The 18,316-nt window shown below is 72.7% G+C and carries 13 protein-coding genes; 7 read left to right on the forward strand and 6 right to left on the reverse strand.

Going from position 1 to position 18,316, the window contains the following annotated elements; all coding sequences use genetic code 11:
- Window positions 1-76 precede the first annotated feature (76 nt).
- Window positions 77-1,129 carry a DUF6801 domain-containing protein gene (locus tag AB0M59_RS33410; RefSeq protein WP_364623379.1) on the reverse strand — a complete coding sequence of 351 codons (1,053 nt, stop codon included), beginning with the start codon at window positions 1,127-1,129 and terminating at the stop codon, window positions 77-79.
- A 63-nt stretch (window positions 1,130-1,192) separates the two neighbouring features.
- The gene (locus tag AB0M59_RS33415) at window positions 1,193-2,419 is read right to left on the reverse strand and encodes a DUF6801 domain-containing protein (RefSeq protein WP_364623382.1); all 1,227 of its coding nucleotides are present in this window, start codon (window positions 2,417-2,419) and stop codon (window positions 1,193-1,195) included.
- 319 nt (window positions 2,420-2,738) lie between these two features.
- Between AB0M59_RS33415 and AB0M59_RS33420 the strand changes: the two genes are divergently transcribed.
- Window positions 2,739-3,302 carry a hypothetical protein gene (locus tag AB0M59_RS33420; RefSeq protein ID WP_364623384.1) on the forward strand — a complete coding sequence of 188 codons (564 nt, stop codon included), beginning with the start codon at window positions 2,739-2,741 and terminating at the stop codon, window positions 3,300-3,302.
- A complete protein-coding gene (locus AB0M59_RS33425) occupies window positions 3,299-4,492 on the forward strand; it encodes a lipase family protein (protein ID WP_364623387.1) in 1,194 nt (397 codons plus the stop codon). The genes AB0M59_RS33420 and AB0M59_RS33425 overlap by 4 nt, the downstream gene beginning before the upstream one ends.
- Here the strand turns inward: AB0M59_RS33425 and AB0M59_RS33430 are convergent, their stop codons facing one another.
- Window positions 4,493-5,098 (reverse strand): hypothetical protein, encoded by a 606-nt coding sequence (locus AB0M59_RS33430; protein WP_364623390.1) that lies wholly within the window; start codon window positions 5,096-5,098, stop codon window positions 4,493-4,495.
- A 39-nt stretch (window positions 5,099-5,137) separates the two neighbouring features.
- On the opposite strand from AB0M59_RS33430, the gene AB0M59_RS33435 reads away from it, so the two are divergent.
- Window positions 5,138-5,671, forward strand: a complete 534-nt coding sequence (locus tag AB0M59_RS33435; RefSeq protein ID WP_364623393.1) for a GtrA family protein — start codon at window positions 5,138-5,140, stop codon at window positions 5,669-5,671.
- Here the strand turns inward: AB0M59_RS33435 and AB0M59_RS33440 are convergent.
- Both AB0M59_RS33440 and AB0M59_RS33445 read right to left on the reverse strand, forming a co-directional pair.
- Window positions 5,561-6,247 carry a GNAT family N-acetyltransferase gene (locus AB0M59_RS33440; RefSeq protein ID WP_364623396.1) on the reverse strand — a complete coding sequence of 229 codons (687 nt, stop codon included), beginning with the start codon at window positions 6,245-6,247 and terminating at the stop codon, window positions 5,561-5,563. The two genes, AB0M59_RS33435 and AB0M59_RS33440, sit on opposite strands and share 111 nt — an antisense overlap.
- Before the next feature lie 206 nt (window positions 6,248-6,453).
- Window positions 6,454-7,650, reverse strand: coding sequence for a helix-turn-helix domain-containing protein (locus AB0M59_RS33445; RefSeq protein WP_364623399.1), 1,197 nt, complete (start codon window positions 7,648-7,650; stop codon window positions 6,454-6,456).
- A gap of 197 nt (window positions 7,651-7,847) precedes the next feature.
- Between AB0M59_RS33445 and AB0M59_RS33450 the strand changes: the two genes are divergently transcribed.
- From AB0M59_RS33450 to AB0M59_RS33465, 4 genes are all read left to right on the forward strand, one after another.
- On the forward strand, window positions 7,848-9,056 hold the full coding sequence (locus AB0M59_RS33450) for a helix-turn-helix domain-containing protein (protein WP_364623402.1): 1,209 nt from the start codon (window positions 7,848-7,850) through the stop codon (window positions 9,054-9,056).
- 328 nt (window positions 9,057-9,384) lie between these two features.
- On the forward strand, window positions 9,385-10,317 hold the full coding sequence (locus AB0M59_RS33455) for an alpha/beta hydrolase (protein ID WP_364623405.1): 933 nt from the start codon (window positions 9,385-9,387) through the stop codon (window positions 10,315-10,317).
- A 381-nt stretch (window positions 10,318-10,698) separates the two neighbouring features.
- A complete protein-coding gene (locus AB0M59_RS33460) occupies window positions 10,699-11,889 on the forward strand; it encodes a helix-turn-helix domain-containing protein (RefSeq protein ID WP_364623649.1) in 1,191 nt (396 codons plus the stop codon).
- 28 nt (window positions 11,890-11,917) lie between these two features.
- Window positions 11,918-13,114, forward strand: coding sequence for a helix-turn-helix domain-containing protein (locus tag AB0M59_RS33465; protein WP_364623408.1), 1,197 nt, complete (start codon window positions 11,918-11,920; stop codon window positions 13,112-13,114).
- A 171-nt stretch (window positions 13,115-13,285) separates the two neighbouring features.
- Here AB0M59_RS33465 and AB0M59_RS33470 read toward each other — a convergent pair whose 3' ends face one another.
- A complete protein-coding gene (locus AB0M59_RS33470; protein WP_364623411.1) occupies window positions 13,286-18,004 on the reverse strand; it encodes an acyltransferase domain-containing protein in 4,719 nt (1,572 codons plus the stop codon).
- Window positions 18,005-18,316 lie beyond the last annotated feature (312 nt).

Genomic DNA, 18,316 nt, shown 5'->3' on the forward strand with positions numbered 1-18,316 from the left:
TTTCCTCTCGATCGTGGTCCTTTCTTACCCCGTCACGCGAGGATCGGCGGAATCGACAACACCGGCGGAGGTTTTTTCAGCGCGCCGTCAACGTCAGCGCGAACGTGTTGCCCGGTCCCTGGAGCAGCGAGCTCAGGTACGCCGTGAACGCACCGCACCCGGTCAGCGGCGGGATCGGGTACTCCCCGCTCAACGGTCCGCCCGAAGCCGGCGCGAAGCCGCTGCCGGTCTTCAGGTCGACCGGGATCGGCGCGCTCGCGCGGCAGCCCGCGTCGGCGACCGGCAGCCCGAAGAGCGTCACCTGCGGCAGCGCCAGCGCGAGCTTCGCGTGCGCGACGAACCCGTCGCCGGCCGGTTCGCCGGTCTGTGGACCGTCCGGGCTGAACTGCAGGTCGGCCGTCCCGGGCACGAACCCGAGCACCTTGAACTCCGCCCGCGTTCGGTCGAACGCCGGGCTGAACCCCGTGAACGACCCGGTAAGCGGCGCGGTCGCCCCGAGCGCCTTCAGCGTCGTTGAGCCCGTGACGCCGTAGTCGTGGGAAGACGTGCCGAGGTCGAAGCTCAGCAGCACCGGGTCCTGACCGGGGTCGAGCGTGCAGTCCGAGGTGAACGAGCCGAGCCCGGTGAACGAGCCGTCCGCCTTCTTCGGCGTCAGCCGGGTGCTGAAGTCCCCGATCGTCAGCGTCGTCCGGCCCGCGTTCGGCAGCCGCACCGGCGGGACCGAGCCGGTCGCCTGGGTGGTGAAGGCGCCCGAAGCCGGCACCGCCGTCTTCGCCACGGTCAGCGGCAGGGCGAGCGGCAGCGTCAGCGAGCCGTTGGCCAGCGTCACCCCTGCGGACGCCGTCCCTTCGATGCTCGCCGCGCCGACCAGCGCCAGGCCGCGGGTGGACTTGTCCGGCACGGTCACCGCGACCGTGAGGTCCGCGGTCGTGAACGTGCCGCCGGGCGCGGACGGCACCTCGAAGGACGCCTTGACCTCGACGTCCAGCTTCTGCTTGCCGATCAACGGGAACGGGCAGGTGAAGCTCAGCCTCTTGTCCATCGGCGTCGACGCGTCCGCGGGCGGGACGGCGAGCGGCAGCACCAGGCAGGCGAGGCCCGCCGCGAGCAACGACCGGGTTTTCCGCACGGGCTCTCCTTCCAGGGCATGGCACCGGCCCCCGCCGCGGCGCGACGGGGGCCGGCAGTCGGGTCACTTCTTGGCGAGCACGAGATCCAGCGAGTTGCCGTCGCTCTTGGCGAACGCGCTGACGATGTCGTTGAACGGACCGCAGTTCTGCAGCGCGGACAGCGAGTAGGTGCCCGCCAGCTTGCCGCCCTTGAGCAGGTCGAAGTCGGCGCCGGTGGTCATTTCGCTGGTCGACGAGCTGACCGTGCCGCACTTCGGGTCGGTGCTGATCGGGATGCCGAACAGGGTGACCGTGGTGAGGAACGTGTCGAACTTGATGTGCGCCTTGAACCCGGTGCCGACCAGCTCACCGGTCTGCTGGCCGTTCTGCACGACCTTGACGTCCGAGCTGCCCTGCAGGAACCCGAACAGCTTGAAGTCGGTGTGCGTCGGGTTCAGCTTCAGGTCACCGGTGAACGTCTTGGCCGACAGGTTGACGTCGGCGTCGAACGAGCCGGTGATCGGCGCGGTGCTGCCGAGCGACTTCAGCGAAGTCGACCCGGTGATGCCGAAGGAGTACTTGATGCCCCCGCCCGGCGGGGTCGTGGTGGGCGGGGTGGTCGTCGGCGGCGTGGTGGTCGGGGGTGTCGTCGTCGGCGGAGTGGTGGTGGGCGGGGTCGTCCCGCCACCACCGGCGATGGTGATCGTGGCCAGGGTGTTGTTCTGGCCGGCGTCCTGCGTGCAGGGCGCGTCGATCGTGCCGTCCGGCGTGATGCCGGTGACCGAACCGTCGGCCTTGCGCGGGGTGACCTTGAGGTTCAGGTCGCCGACGGTGATCTTCGCCTGGCCGGGCTGGGTGAACGTCAGCGACGGCGTCTTGCCCGCCGCGTTGATGTTCAGCTCACCCGAGGCCGGGATGTTCGTCTTGTCCAGCGTGATCGGGACGTTGACCGGCAGGTTGAGACTCGGCGCCGCGACGGTCGCGGCGGCCGTCGCGGTGCCCTCGATCGTCGTGGCGCCGATCAGGCTCAGGCCGGCGACGGTGTCCGCGTTGATGGTGGACACGGCCTTGATGTCGAACGCGCCGGTCGGCTGGCCGGTGTTCACCGTGGCCGGCAGGTCGGTGTTGATCACCACCTTCAGCGACTGCGAACCCACCAGCGGCAGCGTGCAGTGGTAGTTCAGCGTCAGCGAGATCGGGTCGGCGGCACTGGTCTGCGCCCCGAGCACCAGTGCGGTGGCGACCAGCCCCACCGCCGCCGTGGCCGCGGCGGCCGCGACCGTCTTCTTCTTGCCTCTTGGGTGACTCACGATGGTCCTTCCGTGTATCAACAGTGATACGAAACGGCACGCGTTCTCCCGGAAATCGCGACCGGACCGTAAGTTAACGAGCGCGGATGGCGTCGATCAAGGCCTTTTGGTGAAAACGTCACGCCACACCGGCAAATTGTCACACCGGCACGTCACCCGGCCCGGGTTCCTAGCAGGCGCGGGAAGGTTTCCCCAGGACAGCGCGGTCGCCGAAGCGCTGACGCGCATGACAAATTCCGGTCGCGAAATGTTGACGCGAGTGCCAATCGACCTTTCCCTCCTTGCTCGCGCACAACCGCGCCGCGTAGCTTCGAAACCCATGAAAAGAATGCACAGCGCGGTGCTCGCAATGGCGGCGGCCGCAGTTCTGTCGTGCGCCGCCTGCGGGTCGGACACCCCGGCCGACCCCGGCCGGCACGCCGACCCCGCGGCGCTGGCCTGGGTCGACAAGGTGTGCACCGGGGTGGCCGCGGGCTCGGCGAAGCTGTCGCAGCCGCCGGCGGTCGACGACGCCGACCCGGTGAAGACCCGGGACGCGATGGTCGACTTCCTGGGCCGCCTGGGGTCGGCCCTCGACGACATGGCCGGTGGCATGCGCGCCGCCGGCGTCCCGCCCGTCCCGGATGGACAGTCCGCAGTGGACAAAGCGACCGGCAACCTCGCCGAGACCAAGACCAAGCTGGCCGAGACGAAGTCCAAGATGGAGCAGGCGAAGGTGACCGACCAGGGCAGCCTGCGCCAGGTGATCTCCGAAGCCGACGCGACCATGGGGCAGCTCGCCGACCCGGAGGGCCCGATCAAGGACCTCAAGGCGAACCCCGAGCTGAACCTGGCCTTCAGCGAGTCCGCGACCTGCAAGCGCGTCTACGGGACGGGCTCGTGACGGCCCGCCGCGTGCTCGCCGCGTTGGTGGCGCTGGTGCTTACCACGGGGGTCGCCCCGGCGGCTTCGGCGGCACCGCCGCCCGGCGGGACCGGCCCGTTCGACGACTCGTTCTACACGCCGCCTTCGCCGCTGCCCGCGGGCGAACCGGGCGACGTCCTCCGCTGGCGGACGTCGAACGCCGGGCCGCGCAAGGCATCCGTCGACGCGTGGCAGGTGATGTACCTGTCCACGAACGCGCTCGGGCAGCCCGACGCCATCACCGGGACCGTGCTCGTCCCGAAGAACGCCGACCGCGCGAGCGCCCCGATCGTCTCGTTCGACCCCGGCACGCACGGCCCGGCCTTCGACTGCACGCCGTCGAAGATGATCGACATCGGCGCGTTCTACGAGCAGCCCGGCCTCGACGACCTGCTCGACGCCGGTTACGCCGTCGCCGTCCCCGACTACGAGGGCTACCAGAGCGCGCCGGAGACCACGTACGTCGTGGGGAAGTCCGAGGGCCCGGCGGTGATCGACGGGGTCCGCGCGGCCCAGCGGCTCACCGCGGCCGGGCTGTCCACGACGTCGAAGGTCGTCTTCCGCGGGTACTCCCAGGGCGGTGGCGCCGCGGCGTGGGCCGGGGAGCTGCAGCCGGCGTACGCGCCGGAGCTGAACCTCGTCGGGATCGCGGCCGGCGGCGTGCCCGCGGACCTCGTCCAGGTGACGCTGCAGCTCGACGGCAAGTCGGGCTTCGGTGTGTTCGCCTACGCCCTGCTCGGCCTCGACCAGGCCTACCCGGAGCTGCGGCTCGACTCGTTCCTCAGCGACAACGGCCGCGCGAAGCTGGCCGAGATGAAGCGGAGCGCGTGCACGTTCGAGCTGCTCACGACGTACGCGAACCAGAAGATCGCGGATTACACGACCGGCCCGGGCTACATCAAGCCCGCGTGGGTGGCGCGGCTGAACGAGAACAAGCTCGGCGGCAGCCCGCCTCGCGTCCCCGTGTTCCAGTACCACGCGACCGGCGACCAGCTGGTGCAGTTCGCGCAGGCCGACAGCCTGCACAAGGCGTACTGCGCGGCCGGTGTCCAGGAGACGTGGAAGACCTACGACACCGACCACATCACGCTGGTCTACACCGGCAACGCCGACGTCCTGGCGTTCGTCAAGGACCGGATCGCCGGGAAGCCGGCGACGCCGAACTGCTGATCAGCGGTTCGTCCTGCCGTGCGGGTGCTGCTGCTGCCACGAGCTCATCACCGAGCTCACGTACTGCTGCCACTGGTCCTCGGCCGGCGGCGCCGACGTCGTGGGGCGCGCGGGCTTGCGCCCCGCGGCGGCCGGCGGGTTCGTGGTCCGGACCGGCGAGTCGTGCACCTCCGCGGTGAGCGGGGGCGCCTGGGCCGACGCGCTCATCGTCTCCACCGCGTCGCTCGAGGTCGGCGGCGCGGCGGGGGCGGTCGCCCCGGGTGGCGGCGTGGCCGTCCCGCCGACCTGCTGCGGCTGGAAGAGCACGACGGCGGCCAGCCCGAGCGCGACGGCCGCGCCGGCGGCGAGAACGTACGGCTTCGTGCGCCGGGACTCGGCCGGCGGTGCTTCCAGCGGACGTTCGTCCTCCGGCTCCGGGGCCGCGAGCTCGGCGTCGAGGATGGCCAGGGGATCGGGCTGGGGTTCGGGCTTGGGCACCGTTCCGGGCGCGGGTTCCGCGGCGAGCATCGCGTCGAGGTCACCGCGGATCATCAGCGGTTTCGTCTGCGAGAGGTTCACCAGCTCGGCGACCGAGGGGAGCTCACCCTCACCGCCCGTGCGTGCCATCGAAAGACCTCCACCCTGTCGGCGCCACCTGGAGGAACCATGCCCGAGCCGCGAGAGCTGCTCCGCTTCGCCGTCGTCGGCCTGGCCGCGTACGGGGTCACCCTACTGGGCGACTACAGCCTGAAGCTCACCGTGTTGTCCGAGAAGCCGGTGACGGCGCTTTTCCTCGCGACGGCGACCTCGACGGCGTTCGCCTACCTGCTGTCCCGGCGCTGGTCGTTCGCGGGCCGCGGCGGACACCGCCGGCTGCGCGAGGCGGCGCTGTTCTTCCTGGTCAACGCGGGTGCGGTGGCGGTGAACCTGGTGCCGCCGCTGGTCTCGCGGTACGCGCTGCACCTGTCGGTGCCGCACGTGAGCTACCTGGCGCAGGAGGTCGCGGACTTCGTGGCGGGGATGGTGCTGGGCACTTTGTCAGGAACGGCGTTCCGCTGGTTCGGCTACCGCCGGTGGGTGTTCCCGAGGTCAACGCCACCAGTCGGAGTCCCCCAGAGTGGTGAAGCCGAGCTTGTCGTAGAGCGGCTTGCCGGCCCGCGAGGCGGTCAGCGTGACGGGGCGGTCCTCGAAGTGCCGTAGGACGGCGCGCATGAGCGCGCGTCCGACGCCTTTCGACCGGTGCTCGGGCATCGTGGTGACCCAGTAGACGCCGCCGACGCCCTCGTCGGCCATGGTGACGCAGGTGCCTTCGCCGCCCTTGAGAAAGAAGGCCTGATCCAACAGCGCGGCCGGGAAGACAGTGCCTGGCTGGAGGGGCTGGTACTCCTCGAGCGGGAAGCCGTGAACGATGATCTCTTCGGCTTTCCGCAGCTCGCCAAGGGTCTTCACCAGGGTGACGCCGGGTTCTACCGGCACGGGCGCGGGTTCGCGGACCATGACGGGCAGCTGCCGCGGGCGGATGCCGGTTCCGCTCAGATCGAGCGTCCGGAAAGGGTCTTCCACCACGACGGTCCGGCCGTTTCCCCGCTGTTCCCGGACGAGCGCGGTCAGCTCGGCCCGGTCGGGATTGGCGGTCCTGACCATGACCCGAAACCGGCGGCCGTCGATGGCGGTGAAGGTGGGGTGTTCGCGGACGTGGTCACCGCGGGCCCGGGCGAGGACGGTCCACATCGCGACGGCGTTGCCGGAGGCCTGACTCAACCGCTGGGCGAGCAATCCAGTCATGCCGGGCAGCTTAGGACGGGACTGACCTGCGCCCCAGAGCCAATCGGAGCGGGCTGGCCCGGGCCAATTCGCCCGGGCCTCGCGGGTTGTCCACGCCCCAGAAATCGGCCCGAGCCGGGCGACCCAATGTGGCCTTCGGTGCGTTCAACGCACCGAAGGGCCCCTTGGGTGCGTCGAACCCACCCAAGCCCGCCGCCTCACTCCGCGCCCGGCAGCGCCCGCTCCGCCAGCAGCGCCAGCTCCAGCCGCAGCCGCTCCCCGGGATCGTCCAACCGCGCCCCGAACAACTCGCTCAGCTTCTTCAACCGGGCCCGGATCGTCTGCGGGTGCAGGTCGAGCAGCCGCCCCAGCTCCGGCGCACTTCCCCGGGTCTGGACCAGCGCCAGCAACGTCTCCGCCAGCTGCTCGCGCCGCCGCCCTGACAACGAGGCCAACGGCGCCAACGTCGTCGATGCCAGCTGGGCCACCAGGAACTCGTCCGCCAGTAGCAACAGCGTCGTCAGGTGGTCGCGGCACCAGACCACCGGGCCCGGCGCGTCCAGCAGCCCCCGCGCCGCCAGGTCGAGCGCGCGACGGGCGATCCGGAACGACTCCGGGGCCGCCGACGGCGGCACCGAGGGGCCGACCGCCGCCAGCCAGCCGGCCGGCAACGAAGCCAGCCGCGCCAGATCCGTGTCCGGGGCCGGGGTCAACGCCGCCGGCGGACTCCCCGAAGGGTCGGCCGGGACATGCGAAGGCAGCAAGCCCGAGGGGAACTCCGGCGCACCCGGCAACGCCCGGAACGCCACCGCGGCCACGTGCGAAGGCACCGGCAGCCCGGACGCCGCGAGCAGACCGTCCACTTCGGCCGGTGTGCGGCCGCCGATCAGCGCGTGCAGCAGCCGCCGGTGCCGCTCGCCGGTGCCGGACATCGCCGCTTCGGCCGCGCGATAGCCCTCGGCGACCGCCGCCATCGACGTCTCGACGTCCGCGAACATCCCCTCGGCCGCGCCGTACAGGACGTCACCGGACAGGCCGGCATCGCGCGCGATGTCGGCGATCCACCGCCACGTCACCCGGCTCGACACGCGGATCGCCGCCTGCACCGCCTCGCGGCTCAGACCACTGTGGAACGCCGCACGCCCGTGCCCGCGGAACTCGGCGAGCCGGTCGGCCTGCCACATCGCGGGCGTGCCGACGCGGTCGATGTCCCGCTCGATCCCGCGCCGCGCCTGCTCGATCGCCGCGGTCCGCGTAGGACCGTCGCCGAAAGTCCCGGAATAATCCGGAATTTCGGCGGCGATGCCGTCGATGCAGGCCCGCGCGATTTCCGGGATCCGCGGACGCACCGCGTCACCGAGCGCGTGGGGCAGCCGGGCCCACACGGAGCCGTCCGAGGCAGCGGAACCGCGCATGAGGAATTCAGTCCTCCACTTGGGAATTGACGGCCCCAGAAATACCCCCGCCATCTGACACGGAGCGTAGAACGCCCACCCGTCCGTGTCAAAAGGACGACTTCGCGTCACCCTTTCCGGGCACAGCTCGTTGATTTTTCAGTGACACAACGGTCGGATACGCTCTGCTCCGCCCGGACGAACTCGAAGGGGGATTCGTGGTCGAGTACCGCAGCTTCGGCCTGCTGGCCTCGCTGCCGCGCGCGCTGGGCGCGGGCCTGCGCCCGCACGTCGGGCACGCCGCGGCCTCGATGATCCAGGAGGTCCGGCGCACGGTCCCCGCCTACGGCCTGCCGCTCAAGGGCGTGTTCGGCAAGGTCCTGGTCAAGAGCGTCGAGTACGCCGTGCGGCACTGCATCGACTCGATGGGCGAGCCGGGCCTGTCCCACGAGCACTGGGCCGACTTCTACCGCGGACGCGGCCGCGTCGAGTTCACCGAAGGCCGCAACCTCGACGCCCTGCAGGACAGCGCCACGATCGGGGCCCGGGTGGCCTGGCGGGCGATGCACCCCGGCGTCGTCGCCGCGGGCGTCGACCCGGCCGTCATCTCCGTCGCCGCGGAGGCCATCTTCGCCTACGTCGACGAGCTGTGCGCCACCGCGATCGAGGGCTACCAGCAGGCGCAGGCCGAGGCCGAGGGCGCCGTCCCGGTGCGGCGGCGGCGCCTGCTCGAGCTCATCGTCCAAGGTCCCGAAGGCGCCGCGACCAGCATCGCCGGGCTCGCCGGCGGCGCGGGCTGGCCGCTGCCGGAGACCGCCGCGATGGTCGCCCTCGAACGCGGCCCCGAGGCCGCCGACTTCCCGGCCGACCTGCTCGGCGACGGCGTCCTGGCCGACCTCGACGGCCCCGAGCCGCACCTGCTCACCCGCGATCCCGACGCCGACCTCGCGCCGCTGGCGGCCAAGCTCGACGGCTGGCGGGCCGCGGTGTCCCCGACCGTGCCGCTGGCCGACGCCCCGGCCGCGCTGCGCACCGCCCGCCGGGCGCTGCTGCTGTCCGGCCCGGACACCCCCGGCCCGATCATCTGGTGCCGCGACCACCTCGCCACGCTCTGGCTGCTCGCGGAGGACTTCCTGGCCGCCGAGCTGGCCCGCCAGAGCCTCGACCCGTTCGCCTCCCTCAGCGAGAAGCAGCGCGACCGGCTCAGCGAGACGCTGCTGGCCTGGCTGGAGACGCGCGGCGGGGCGCCGGAGATCGCGCAGCGTCTCGGCGTCCACCCGCAGACCGTGCGCAACCGGCTGCGGCAGCTGGAGGAGCTCTTCGGCGACCGGCTCAAGGACGCCGACGACCGGCTCGGCATGCAGCTCGCCCTGCGGGCTCAGCGGCTCATGCGCGCGCACCGGCCGGACGGTGCGCGGGAGCGCTGACCAGGCGGTCGAGCGTCCGCACCGGCATCGGCAGCACGCGCCGCCACGGACGACGACCCGGCCGCGGCGGCTGGTGGGTGAAGTGGAAACTCGCACGGCAGGACATCAGCGCGTCCGGTGCGTCATAACGACCATGCCTTCGAGGAATACGCGGATACCGGCGGAATGTCGATACGCGAAACCGGTGAAACCGGGAAATCCCGCACCCCCGATCGCCTTTTCTCCCCCGTTCTTGTCATGCGTACCCGCATTCGGCCGGAGTGGTGTTCGCCACATCGGACGCAAGTAGTCGGATGACCTATTTTCGGGTTCGCGAGAAAGGCCGCCGATGACACTCGAGACGTACACGATCACCCTCCACGGCCGCCGGATCCGGCTGCACGAGCACGCGCCGCCGTCGGCTGCGGGCGACGAAGCGATCGTGCTGCTGCACGGGATCGCGGGCAGCGCCGAGACCTGGGCGCCGGTGCTGGCGCGGTGCGCCGCGCTCGGCCGTCGCGTGCTGGCACCCGACCTCCCCGGCCACGGCGAATCCGAGGCACCGCGCGCGGACTACGGCCTCGGCGCGATGGCGAGCACCGTGCGGGACGTGCTGGCGGTGTCGGGTGTGCGGCACGCGACCGTCGTCGGCCACTCGCTCGGCGGCGGCGTCGCGATGCAGTTCGCCTACCAGTTCCCGGAAATGTGCGACCGGCTGGTGCTGGTCGGCAGCGCCGGGCTGGGTCCGGAGGTGAGCCCGGTGCTGCGGGCGACGGCGTTGCCGGGCGCGCCGCTCGTGCTGGCGCTGGCCGTGAACCGCGTGACGCTCGCGATCGCGCGGGCCGCGGCCCGGCTCGGGCGCCGGCTCGGCAAGTCGTTGAAAACCGAAACACGGGAACTGGCCCGCCATTTCGGCTCGCTGGCCGATCCCGCGCGGCGGCGCGCGTTCCTGGTCATCGCGCGCACCCTCATGGACCTGCGCGGGCAGCGCGCGAGCGCCGTCGAGAAGCTCTACCTGGCCGAAGCCGTGCCGACGCTGCTGGTCTGGGGCGCGCGGGACCCGCTCATTCCCGTGGCGCACGGCCGCCGGACCGCCGAACTGCTGCCGAACGGCCGATTGACCGTGTGGCAAAACGCGAAACACTTTCCACATGTGTCCGATCCGGACGGGTTCTGCCTGCTGCTGAACGAGTTCGTCACGGGGACCGAACCCGCACGGCTGACCCTGGACGACGTCGTCGAGCGGCTCACGGCCGCGGCGGGCCGGAAAACACCCGCCTGAAAAGTTGTCATCCGCGCACCATCCGCCCGAAGCGGAAGTGTCACCTCACATCGCGCCCTTCCACCCGTTCGGGTGTAGTCCGGACGGGTTACCGCGAAGTCAGCGGAGAACCCGTTGACAGTGCCGTTCGCGCGAAATTATGTTGCCTGAGCCACAAAATCCGGACCGGCTTCGACGACGAAGAGGCCAGTTTTGTTGCCAGCAAGGATAAAACACATGACCGACGTGGACACCGGGTTCGCCGCCCCCGCACTGCGGACGGGCCGGCCCAACCCTGGCGAACGCTCTTCCGGACCGGCGTACCGGCAGCAGTCCGTGTCGGCCGACCGGCCCCGGACCACCTATCCCCCGACCCAGCGGACCGCCGGGGAACCCCGGCCCGTGCGCGCTTCCGGCGCCATCGGGCTGTGGGCGTCCCTGCCCCGCGAGCTGGCGATCCGCTTCAAGCCGCGGGTCGACCCGCTGGCCCGCGCCATCCTGCAGGAGGTCCAGCGGGCGGTGCCCGAGTACCGCCGGCCCCTCGAAGGCGCGTTCGGGCACATCATCACGCAGGGTGTCCGGCAGGCGATCATCCAGTGCCTCGACAGTGTCGGCACCCCCGGTGCCGTGCCGCTCGAGACGTGGACGACCGTGTTCCGCAACCTGGGCAAGATCGAGTTCAACGAGGGCCGCAGCCTCGACTGTCTGCAGACGGCCTACCGGGTCGGCGGGCGCGTCGCGTGGCGGCACATCTCGGAGTTCGGGCAGGCCGCCGGCGTCGCCGCGGACACGCTGTGCACCAGCGCCGAGGCCATCTTCGCCTACGTCGACGAGATTTCCGCGCTCTCGATCGAGGGCTACACGGCAGCGCAGACCCGCGCCGCCGGCACCCGCGCGCGCCGCCGGAGGCGACTGCTCGAACTGCTGCTCGCCGACCCGCCGTCGGCGCCGCAGACGATCAGCGCGCAGGCCGCGACCGCGCAGTGGGCGCTGCCCGCCGAGGTCACGGTCGTCGCCCTCGAACCCCGCGCCGACCAGCACAGCCTCGCCGCGCCGGACCTGCACTCCGACGTCCTCGTCGACCTCGAAGGCGGCGAGCCGTGCCTGGTCACCGGCGACACGGAGAAGCACTTGAAGAACCTCGCCGAGCGGCTGCAGGGCTGGCGCGCGGTGATCGGCCCGACCGTCCGGCTCACCGACGCGCCGCGGTCGCTGCTGTGGGCGCGCCGGACGCTGAAGCTCGTCCAGCGCGGCGTGCTGCCGGACGCGCCGGTCACGCGCTGCACCGACCACCTGTCCACGTTGTGGCTGCTCGCCGACGAGTTCCTGGTCCGCGAGCTGTGTTCCCGCAGCCTGGAGCCGTTCCGGGACCTCACCCCGAAGCAGCGGGCGCGCCTCGGCGAGACGCTGCTGATCTGGCTGCAGTCCCGCGGCAGCGCGCCCGAGATCGCGAAGAAGCTCAAGGTGCACCCGCAGACCGTGCGGTACCGCATGCACCAGCTCATCGACCTGTTCGGCGACCGGCTCGACAGCGCCGACGCCCGGCTCGACATGGAGATCGCGCTGCGGGCGGAGGCCCTGCTCGGTTCCTAGCTCCCTCAACGACGAGGTGGTGAGGTGTGTGACCGGACCGTCCGGCGAAACGACGTTCGGGCCGATGCTGAGCGGCGACGGCCGGCCGGGACAGCTGTGGGCCATGCTCCCCCGCGAGCTGGCCGCGGTGTTCCGGCCGCGGATGCTCGACGTCGCCGACGAGGTGCTGCGCGAGATCCAGCGGACCATCCCGGACTACGCGCGGCCGCTCGACGGCGCCTTCGGCAAGGCGCTGCGGGCTGGCGTGCAGGCGGCGATCCTGCAGTTCATCGACCGGATCGCCGCGTCCGGGCCGGTGCCGGACTCGCGCCGGAAGCTGTTCGTCGGGCTCGGCGTGCACGAGCTCGCGCAGGGCCGCAACCTCGACGTCCTGCAGGCGGCCTACCGGGTCGGCGCGCGCGTCACCTGGCGGCGGATGGCCGAGGTGGGGACGCGCGCGGGCGTGCCGTCGGCGACGCTGTGCCTGCTGGCCGAGGCGATCTTCGCCTACATCGACGAGCTCTCGGCGTTGTCGATCGAGGGGCACGCGGCGGCGCAGGCTCGGGCGGCCGGGGCCTTGGAAAGACGTCGCCGCCGACTGCTGGACCTGCTGCTGGCGGACCCGCCGTCGCCGTCGCGGACGGTCCAGGAAGCAGCCACGGCGGCGGACTGGCCGTTGCCGCACCGGCTGGTCGCGGTGGCGCTGGACGGGCCGGTGGACGTCGCCGGGCCGGACGCGCTGGAGGACTTCGAAGACGGGACGCCGCGGCTGCTGCTGCCGGCACCCGCCGACCGTGCGGAGTTGACGGCGGCGCTGGCCGGCCACCGGGCGGCGGTCGGTCCCCCGGTGCCCCCGCGCCAGGCGGCCCGCTCACTGGCGACGGCGCAGGAGGCGTTGCGCCTGGCGGCGTCCGATGTCCTCCCGGACGAGCCGCTGACCTGGTGTGAGGACCACCTGGCGACGCTGTGGTTGCGCAAGGAGCCGTTCCTCGCGACGGAGGTGTCCCGGCGCCGGCTGGCCCCGCTGACGGCGTTGAACCCGAAGCAGTACAACCGCCTGGCGGGGACGCTGCTGGCGTGGCTGGAGACGTGCGGCAACGTCCGCGAGGTGGCCGACCGCCTGGCGATCCACCCGCAGACGGTCCGCGCGCGGGCCCAGGAGCTGGAGACGCTGTTCGCGGACCACCTGCGAGACCCGGACGACCGCTTCGAGATGATCCTCGCCCTCCGCGCCACCCTGACCTGACGCAGTGTCGACCCCTGATCACGAGTGATGCCCCTTCAATCACGCGTGATGCCCGCTCAATCACGCGTGATGCCCCTCGCCGCCCCTCGCCGCAGCTCGCTGCCCGGTGGCCCGGTGCGGAAAGGGGAATCTCGCGTGATCAGAGGGGCATCACGCGTGATGGGGAGGGCATCACGGGTGGTTGGAGGGTCGGCTCGGTGCCGGGGCGGGTGCCGGTGTGCATGTCACGTACTCGGCGAGGTCGTCCACGCTCGCGCCCCGGAGCAGCAGCGGCACCGGGAGCGTGACGCCGAACTCGCGCTCGGCCGCCGCCCGGGCTCGCATCGCCGTCAGGGAGTCCAGGCCCAGTTCGACCAGCGGCACGTCGTGGGGCACCGGGCCGCCGAGCAGCCCGGCGACGATGGCCGTGAGCCGCTCGTGGACGGTCGGCGGCATGGGGACCGCCGTCAAAACCCCCGAGAAGAACGGCCGGCGGACGAGTTCGGGGAACTGCCCGGCGACGCGGGTCGGGTCGAGCCGGGCTATTCCGACCGACGGCCGGTCCGAGGCGAGCACCGCGGGCAGCGCGTCGAGGCACTCGGCCACCGGCATCGGGTCCAGTACGGGTTCCACGCCCCAGTTCACCGTCGTCGCGGGCAGTCCGCGCGAGCGCCGCCAGGCGGCGAAACCATCCAGCCACGCGTCCGCCGTCGCGAGAGCCGTCCGATCGGGCGCGCCGAACAGCGCCGTCGACGACGAATACAGCAGCCACCAGTCCGGCGGCGTGTCGGCGGTCGCTTCGTGCAGCCGCCGCGCACCGAGCACCTTGGCCCGCCACACGGCCGCGACGTCCTCCGCAGCGTGCACGATTCCCCGCAGCGGCAGACCACCTTCGGTGGCCGCGGCGACGAGCCGTTCCGCAATGCCGGGTTTCTCGATGTCTCCGTCGACGACCACGACGTCCACTCCGGACAGTCCGACATCACGTGCGAGTCCGCAAAGGACGATCCGCGTCGCGCCATTGCTTGCCAGCCAACGCGCGGTGGCCGACCCCAGCGTGTCGGAGCCGCCGGTGATCACGTAAGCACCGGGCCCGGTCGACACGCCGTCGACGAGCGGCACGCGGGTCAACCGAGCCGCGTACCGGACGTCTCGGCGCCACCGCACCTCGTCGTCGGGCGCGTCCGAACGCAGCTCGCGCGCGAGAACGTCCACACCGGACCGAGTATCGCAGTCGACGAGCGTCGCCCGCAGCCCCGGCCGGTCGAAGGCCAGCACCCGCACCAAACCGCGCAGGAACACCAGCCCCGGCTCGCCGCTCGAATTCGTGACCAGGTGGAACCGGACGCCGGGCCCGAGACGGCCGAGCACCGAGAGCACGGTGCGCAGCAGGTCCTGGGCGTCCTCGGGATCGCGGTAGGCGTGCGGCGCCCCGGCGAGGAACACGACGCCGCGCACCGGGCGCTCGGCCAGGAACGCCGGCAGCTCGTCGAGGTCGTCCTGCGGCAGAGAAAGCGCTTCGTCCCCGGCCGCGGCCAGCGCCAGGGCGAGCGCGACGGCCCGGCCGAGCGCGGCCGGGTGCTCGTCGGTGAGCAACAGCCACGAGCCCCGTCCCGCCGGCGTGATCGGCGGCAACGGCGCTCGCGGCCAGGTGATCCCGAACGCACGGGCGGCGAGCGGAACACTGTCAGAGGCCTCGACCCGGAGGTCGCCGAAGTCGGCGACGACCTCGCCGTCCCCGGTGACGAGCTGCACCGCGCCAGCGCCGTCGGCCAGGCACCGCACGCCCCGGTCCGCGTCGCCAAGCAGCCGGACCCGGCCGAACCCCGCCGGTACAGAACCTTCGGGCACCATCGCCGCCAAGACCGCGTGCAGCGCCTGAGCGGGCGCACACGGCCATCCGTCCACTTCGGACAGGGGTGCCGGGGCGGGCTCGGTGTCGGCGGAGACCCACGCCGTCGCGTGCCGCACCCAGCCCGCCCCGGCCTTCGCCCGCACCACGGCGGCGCCGTCGGCGCGGATCTCCGTGCTGAGCAACGTTTCCCCGGTCACCGCGAGCATCCGGTGCACCTCGAGGCCATCGACCCGGACGCGGCCGGTGCCGAACAGCTCCCGGGCGCCGGTCAGGAACAGCTCCAGGAATCCGGTCGCCGGGAACACCGGGACGTCGTGCACCCGGTGCTCGCTCAGCCACGCGGGCGCGTCCGGGGCGATCGTCGCCTGCCACAGGTGGCGGCCCTCGTCCGGCACCTCGACGCGGGTGCCGAGCAACGGATGGCCGATCGTCCGCCGTGGCGGCCGGAACGTCCGGTGCTCCCAAGGGGACGGGGGCAGGTCGAGCACGGGCGCCTCCGGGTACCGCCGGTCGAGCACCGCCGGGTGCCCGGCGGCGTGAAGTTCGGCCAGCGAGCGGGCGAAAGCGTTTTCTTCGCCGTCGCGCCGGCTCAGGGTGGGCAACGTCCGGACGCCGGCCGCGGTCTGCTCGACCGCGGGCAACGCGATCGGGTGCGGGGAAACCTCGACGAACCAGCGGTGCCCGTCGGCGACGGCGGCAGCGACCGCCTGGGTGAACCGGACCGGACGTCGCAGGTTGGCCGTCCAGTAGCCGGCGTCGAAGGCCGGCAGCGCGCGCGGGTCGTCGAGCACGCTCGAGTAGTACGTCGTCGTGGGTGGCCGCGGCCGCAGTGCCCCGAGCCCGGCGCGGAAGCGGTCCAGGATCGGGTCGACGGCGGCCGAGTGTCCGGTGCCGGCCAGCCGGCGCGCCAGCAGACCGAGTCCGTCCACATGGGACACCAGCACGGCGACGTCCTCGGCGCTGCCCGCGACCGCACACTGCGCCGGCGACGCGTGTTCGACGACCGTGATGCCCGGGAACCCCAGCTCGCGCACCTCGGCGGCGGACAGCTCGACGACGGCCATCGCGCCGGCGGGCAGCTCCGAAAGGAGGTTCGCGCGGCTGACGACGATGTCGAGCCCGGCCCCGGCGTCCAGCACGCCCGCGACCACGGCCGCCGCGACCTCGCCCGCCGACTGGCCGAGCACGGCGGCGGGCTCGACGCCGTGCGCCCGCCACCACTCCGCCAGGGCGACCTGCAGCCCGAACACCAGCGGCGGCACGACGGCGGGGTCGCCCAGCGGCCGGCGCAACGCGCCCCGCAGCGAGAACCCAGCCTTGGCCAGGAACAACGGTTCCAGCGCGGCCACCGCGGCCCGGAACTCCGGTTCGGCGCCCAGCATCCGCCGTCCCATCGCGGGCCACTGCGAGCCGGCCCCCGAGAACACGAAGACCGGGCGCGGCAGCTCGCGCCCGGCCGTGCCCCACATGACGTCCGCGGTGGTCTCGCCGCCGGCAACGGCCCGGAGTCCCGCGACCAGCGCGGCGCGGGACGAGGTGACGACGGCGGCCCGCAGCGGCAGCTGCTCCCGGCGCCGGGCGAGCATCGCGGCGAGGTCCCCGGGTGCGGTTCCCCGGCCGGGTTCGGCGAGCCAGTCGGCCAGTTCACCGGCCCGGCGGCGCAGGGCGGGCTCCGACCGGGCCGACACCGTGAAGATTTGCGGCCGGCCGTTCCACCGCGAGCCCGGGGCTGCGGGCGCCAGGGGCTTCGGCCATTCCTCGAGCACGACGTGCGCGCCGGTGCCACCGGCGCCGAACGCCGAGACGCCGGCGCAGGCGGTGCCCGCGTACCGCGGCCAGTGGATGGGCTTGTCCACAGGGGACACCCGAGGTGAGCCGAGCCCCGCCGACGGTGGGAGCCGGCCGTGCCAGAGTGCCAGCACCACCTTGATCAGCCCGAGGATCCCGGACGCTGCTTCGAGGTCGCCGAAGCTCGCCGTCGCCGAACCGACCAGCAGGGGCCGCCTGGGGTCGCGGTTCCGGCCGAGCACGATGTCGAGGGCCTGCGCCTCGACCGGGTCACCCTGCGTCTCGATGTAGTCCACAGTGGAGGGATCGGATCCCGCGGCACCGTGCGCGTCGGCCAGCACCTGCTCCTGCGCGGCCGGTCCGCCGGCTCGGCCGGCCGAGCCGGTCGCGCTGCCGCGGATCACCGCCAGCACGCGGTCGCCGTCGCGGCAGGCGTCGGCGAGGCGTTTCAGCACCACCACTCCGCAGCCCTCGCCGGACCCCGGCGGCGCGAACAGCACGTGCACCCCGGCGGCCAGCACCAGGTCGGCCTCCCTCGCGGCCAGCGCGCGAGCCGCGTGGTGGACGGCGACCAGCGCCGACGAACCCGCCGTGTCCACGACCAGACTCGGTCCGCGCAGGTCGAACCACTCCGACACCCGGTTCGCGATCATCGACGCGGCCGCACCGTCACCCCGGCCGACGTCGGCGAACAGCGCGTAGTCCGCGGCCGAGACGCCGGCGAACACGCCGGTCCGGCTGCCGCGCACCGTGCCGGGCGCGATGCCGGCGTGCTCGAGCGCGGCCCACGTCGTCTCCAGGAGGATCCGCTGCCGCGGGTCCATCGCCGCGGCGTCGGCCGCGTCGATCCCGAAGAAGGCGGCGTCGAACCCGGCGCCGTCGGCCAGGAACGCACTCGGGCGGCGGTCGGGCGGCACGGCGCCGGCCAGCAGCGCACTCCACAGCTGGTCCGGCGACTCGACGCCGCCCGGCAGCCGGCAGCCGACGCCGAGCACGGCGACGGGCTCGCCGGCCCCGGGCCGCGGCCGGGTGTCCGGCTCGGCCAGCGCCGCGGCCAGCACGGCGATCGACGGGTACCGCCTGAGCAGACCGAGGTCGGGTTCGCGGCCGAGCAACTCACCGAGTTCCGCCGCGACGGTCACCGCATCCCGCGAGGACAGGCCCAGCTCGGCCAGCGGGACCGCCGCGTCGACCGACTCCGGCGCGAGACCGGCGAGCCCGGCGATCCGCTCGGTGAGCCACCGGCGCAGCTCACCGGGGTCGGTCATCGCGCGCCTTCCGGGACGAGCGGGCCACCGAGGTAGCGGCACGTCGCCCGCCTGAGCGGTAGCAGCACGACAGCCAGCCGGGCGAAATCGCGGTCCGGACCGCAAGATCGATCCGACCGCGCGGCGCCGGGACGGCCGGCTCGACGACGATCACGACCTGCTCACCGGGCGCGCCGACAGCGCCGGCCGGCGGCGTGGTGGCGGGCGAAGAGCCGGCGCGACCACCGAAGACCGGTTCAGAACTCGTGAGCATGGATTCCTCGCGCATTTCTCGCGGTGGATCGATGATTCACCGTATTTCCCGCGTTGAAT

It is taken from the genome of Amycolatopsis sp. NPDC051371 (assembly GCF_040682155.1).
Taxonomy (GTDB): Bacteria; Actinomycetota; Actinomycetes; order Mycobacteriales; family Pseudonocardiaceae; genus Amycolatopsis.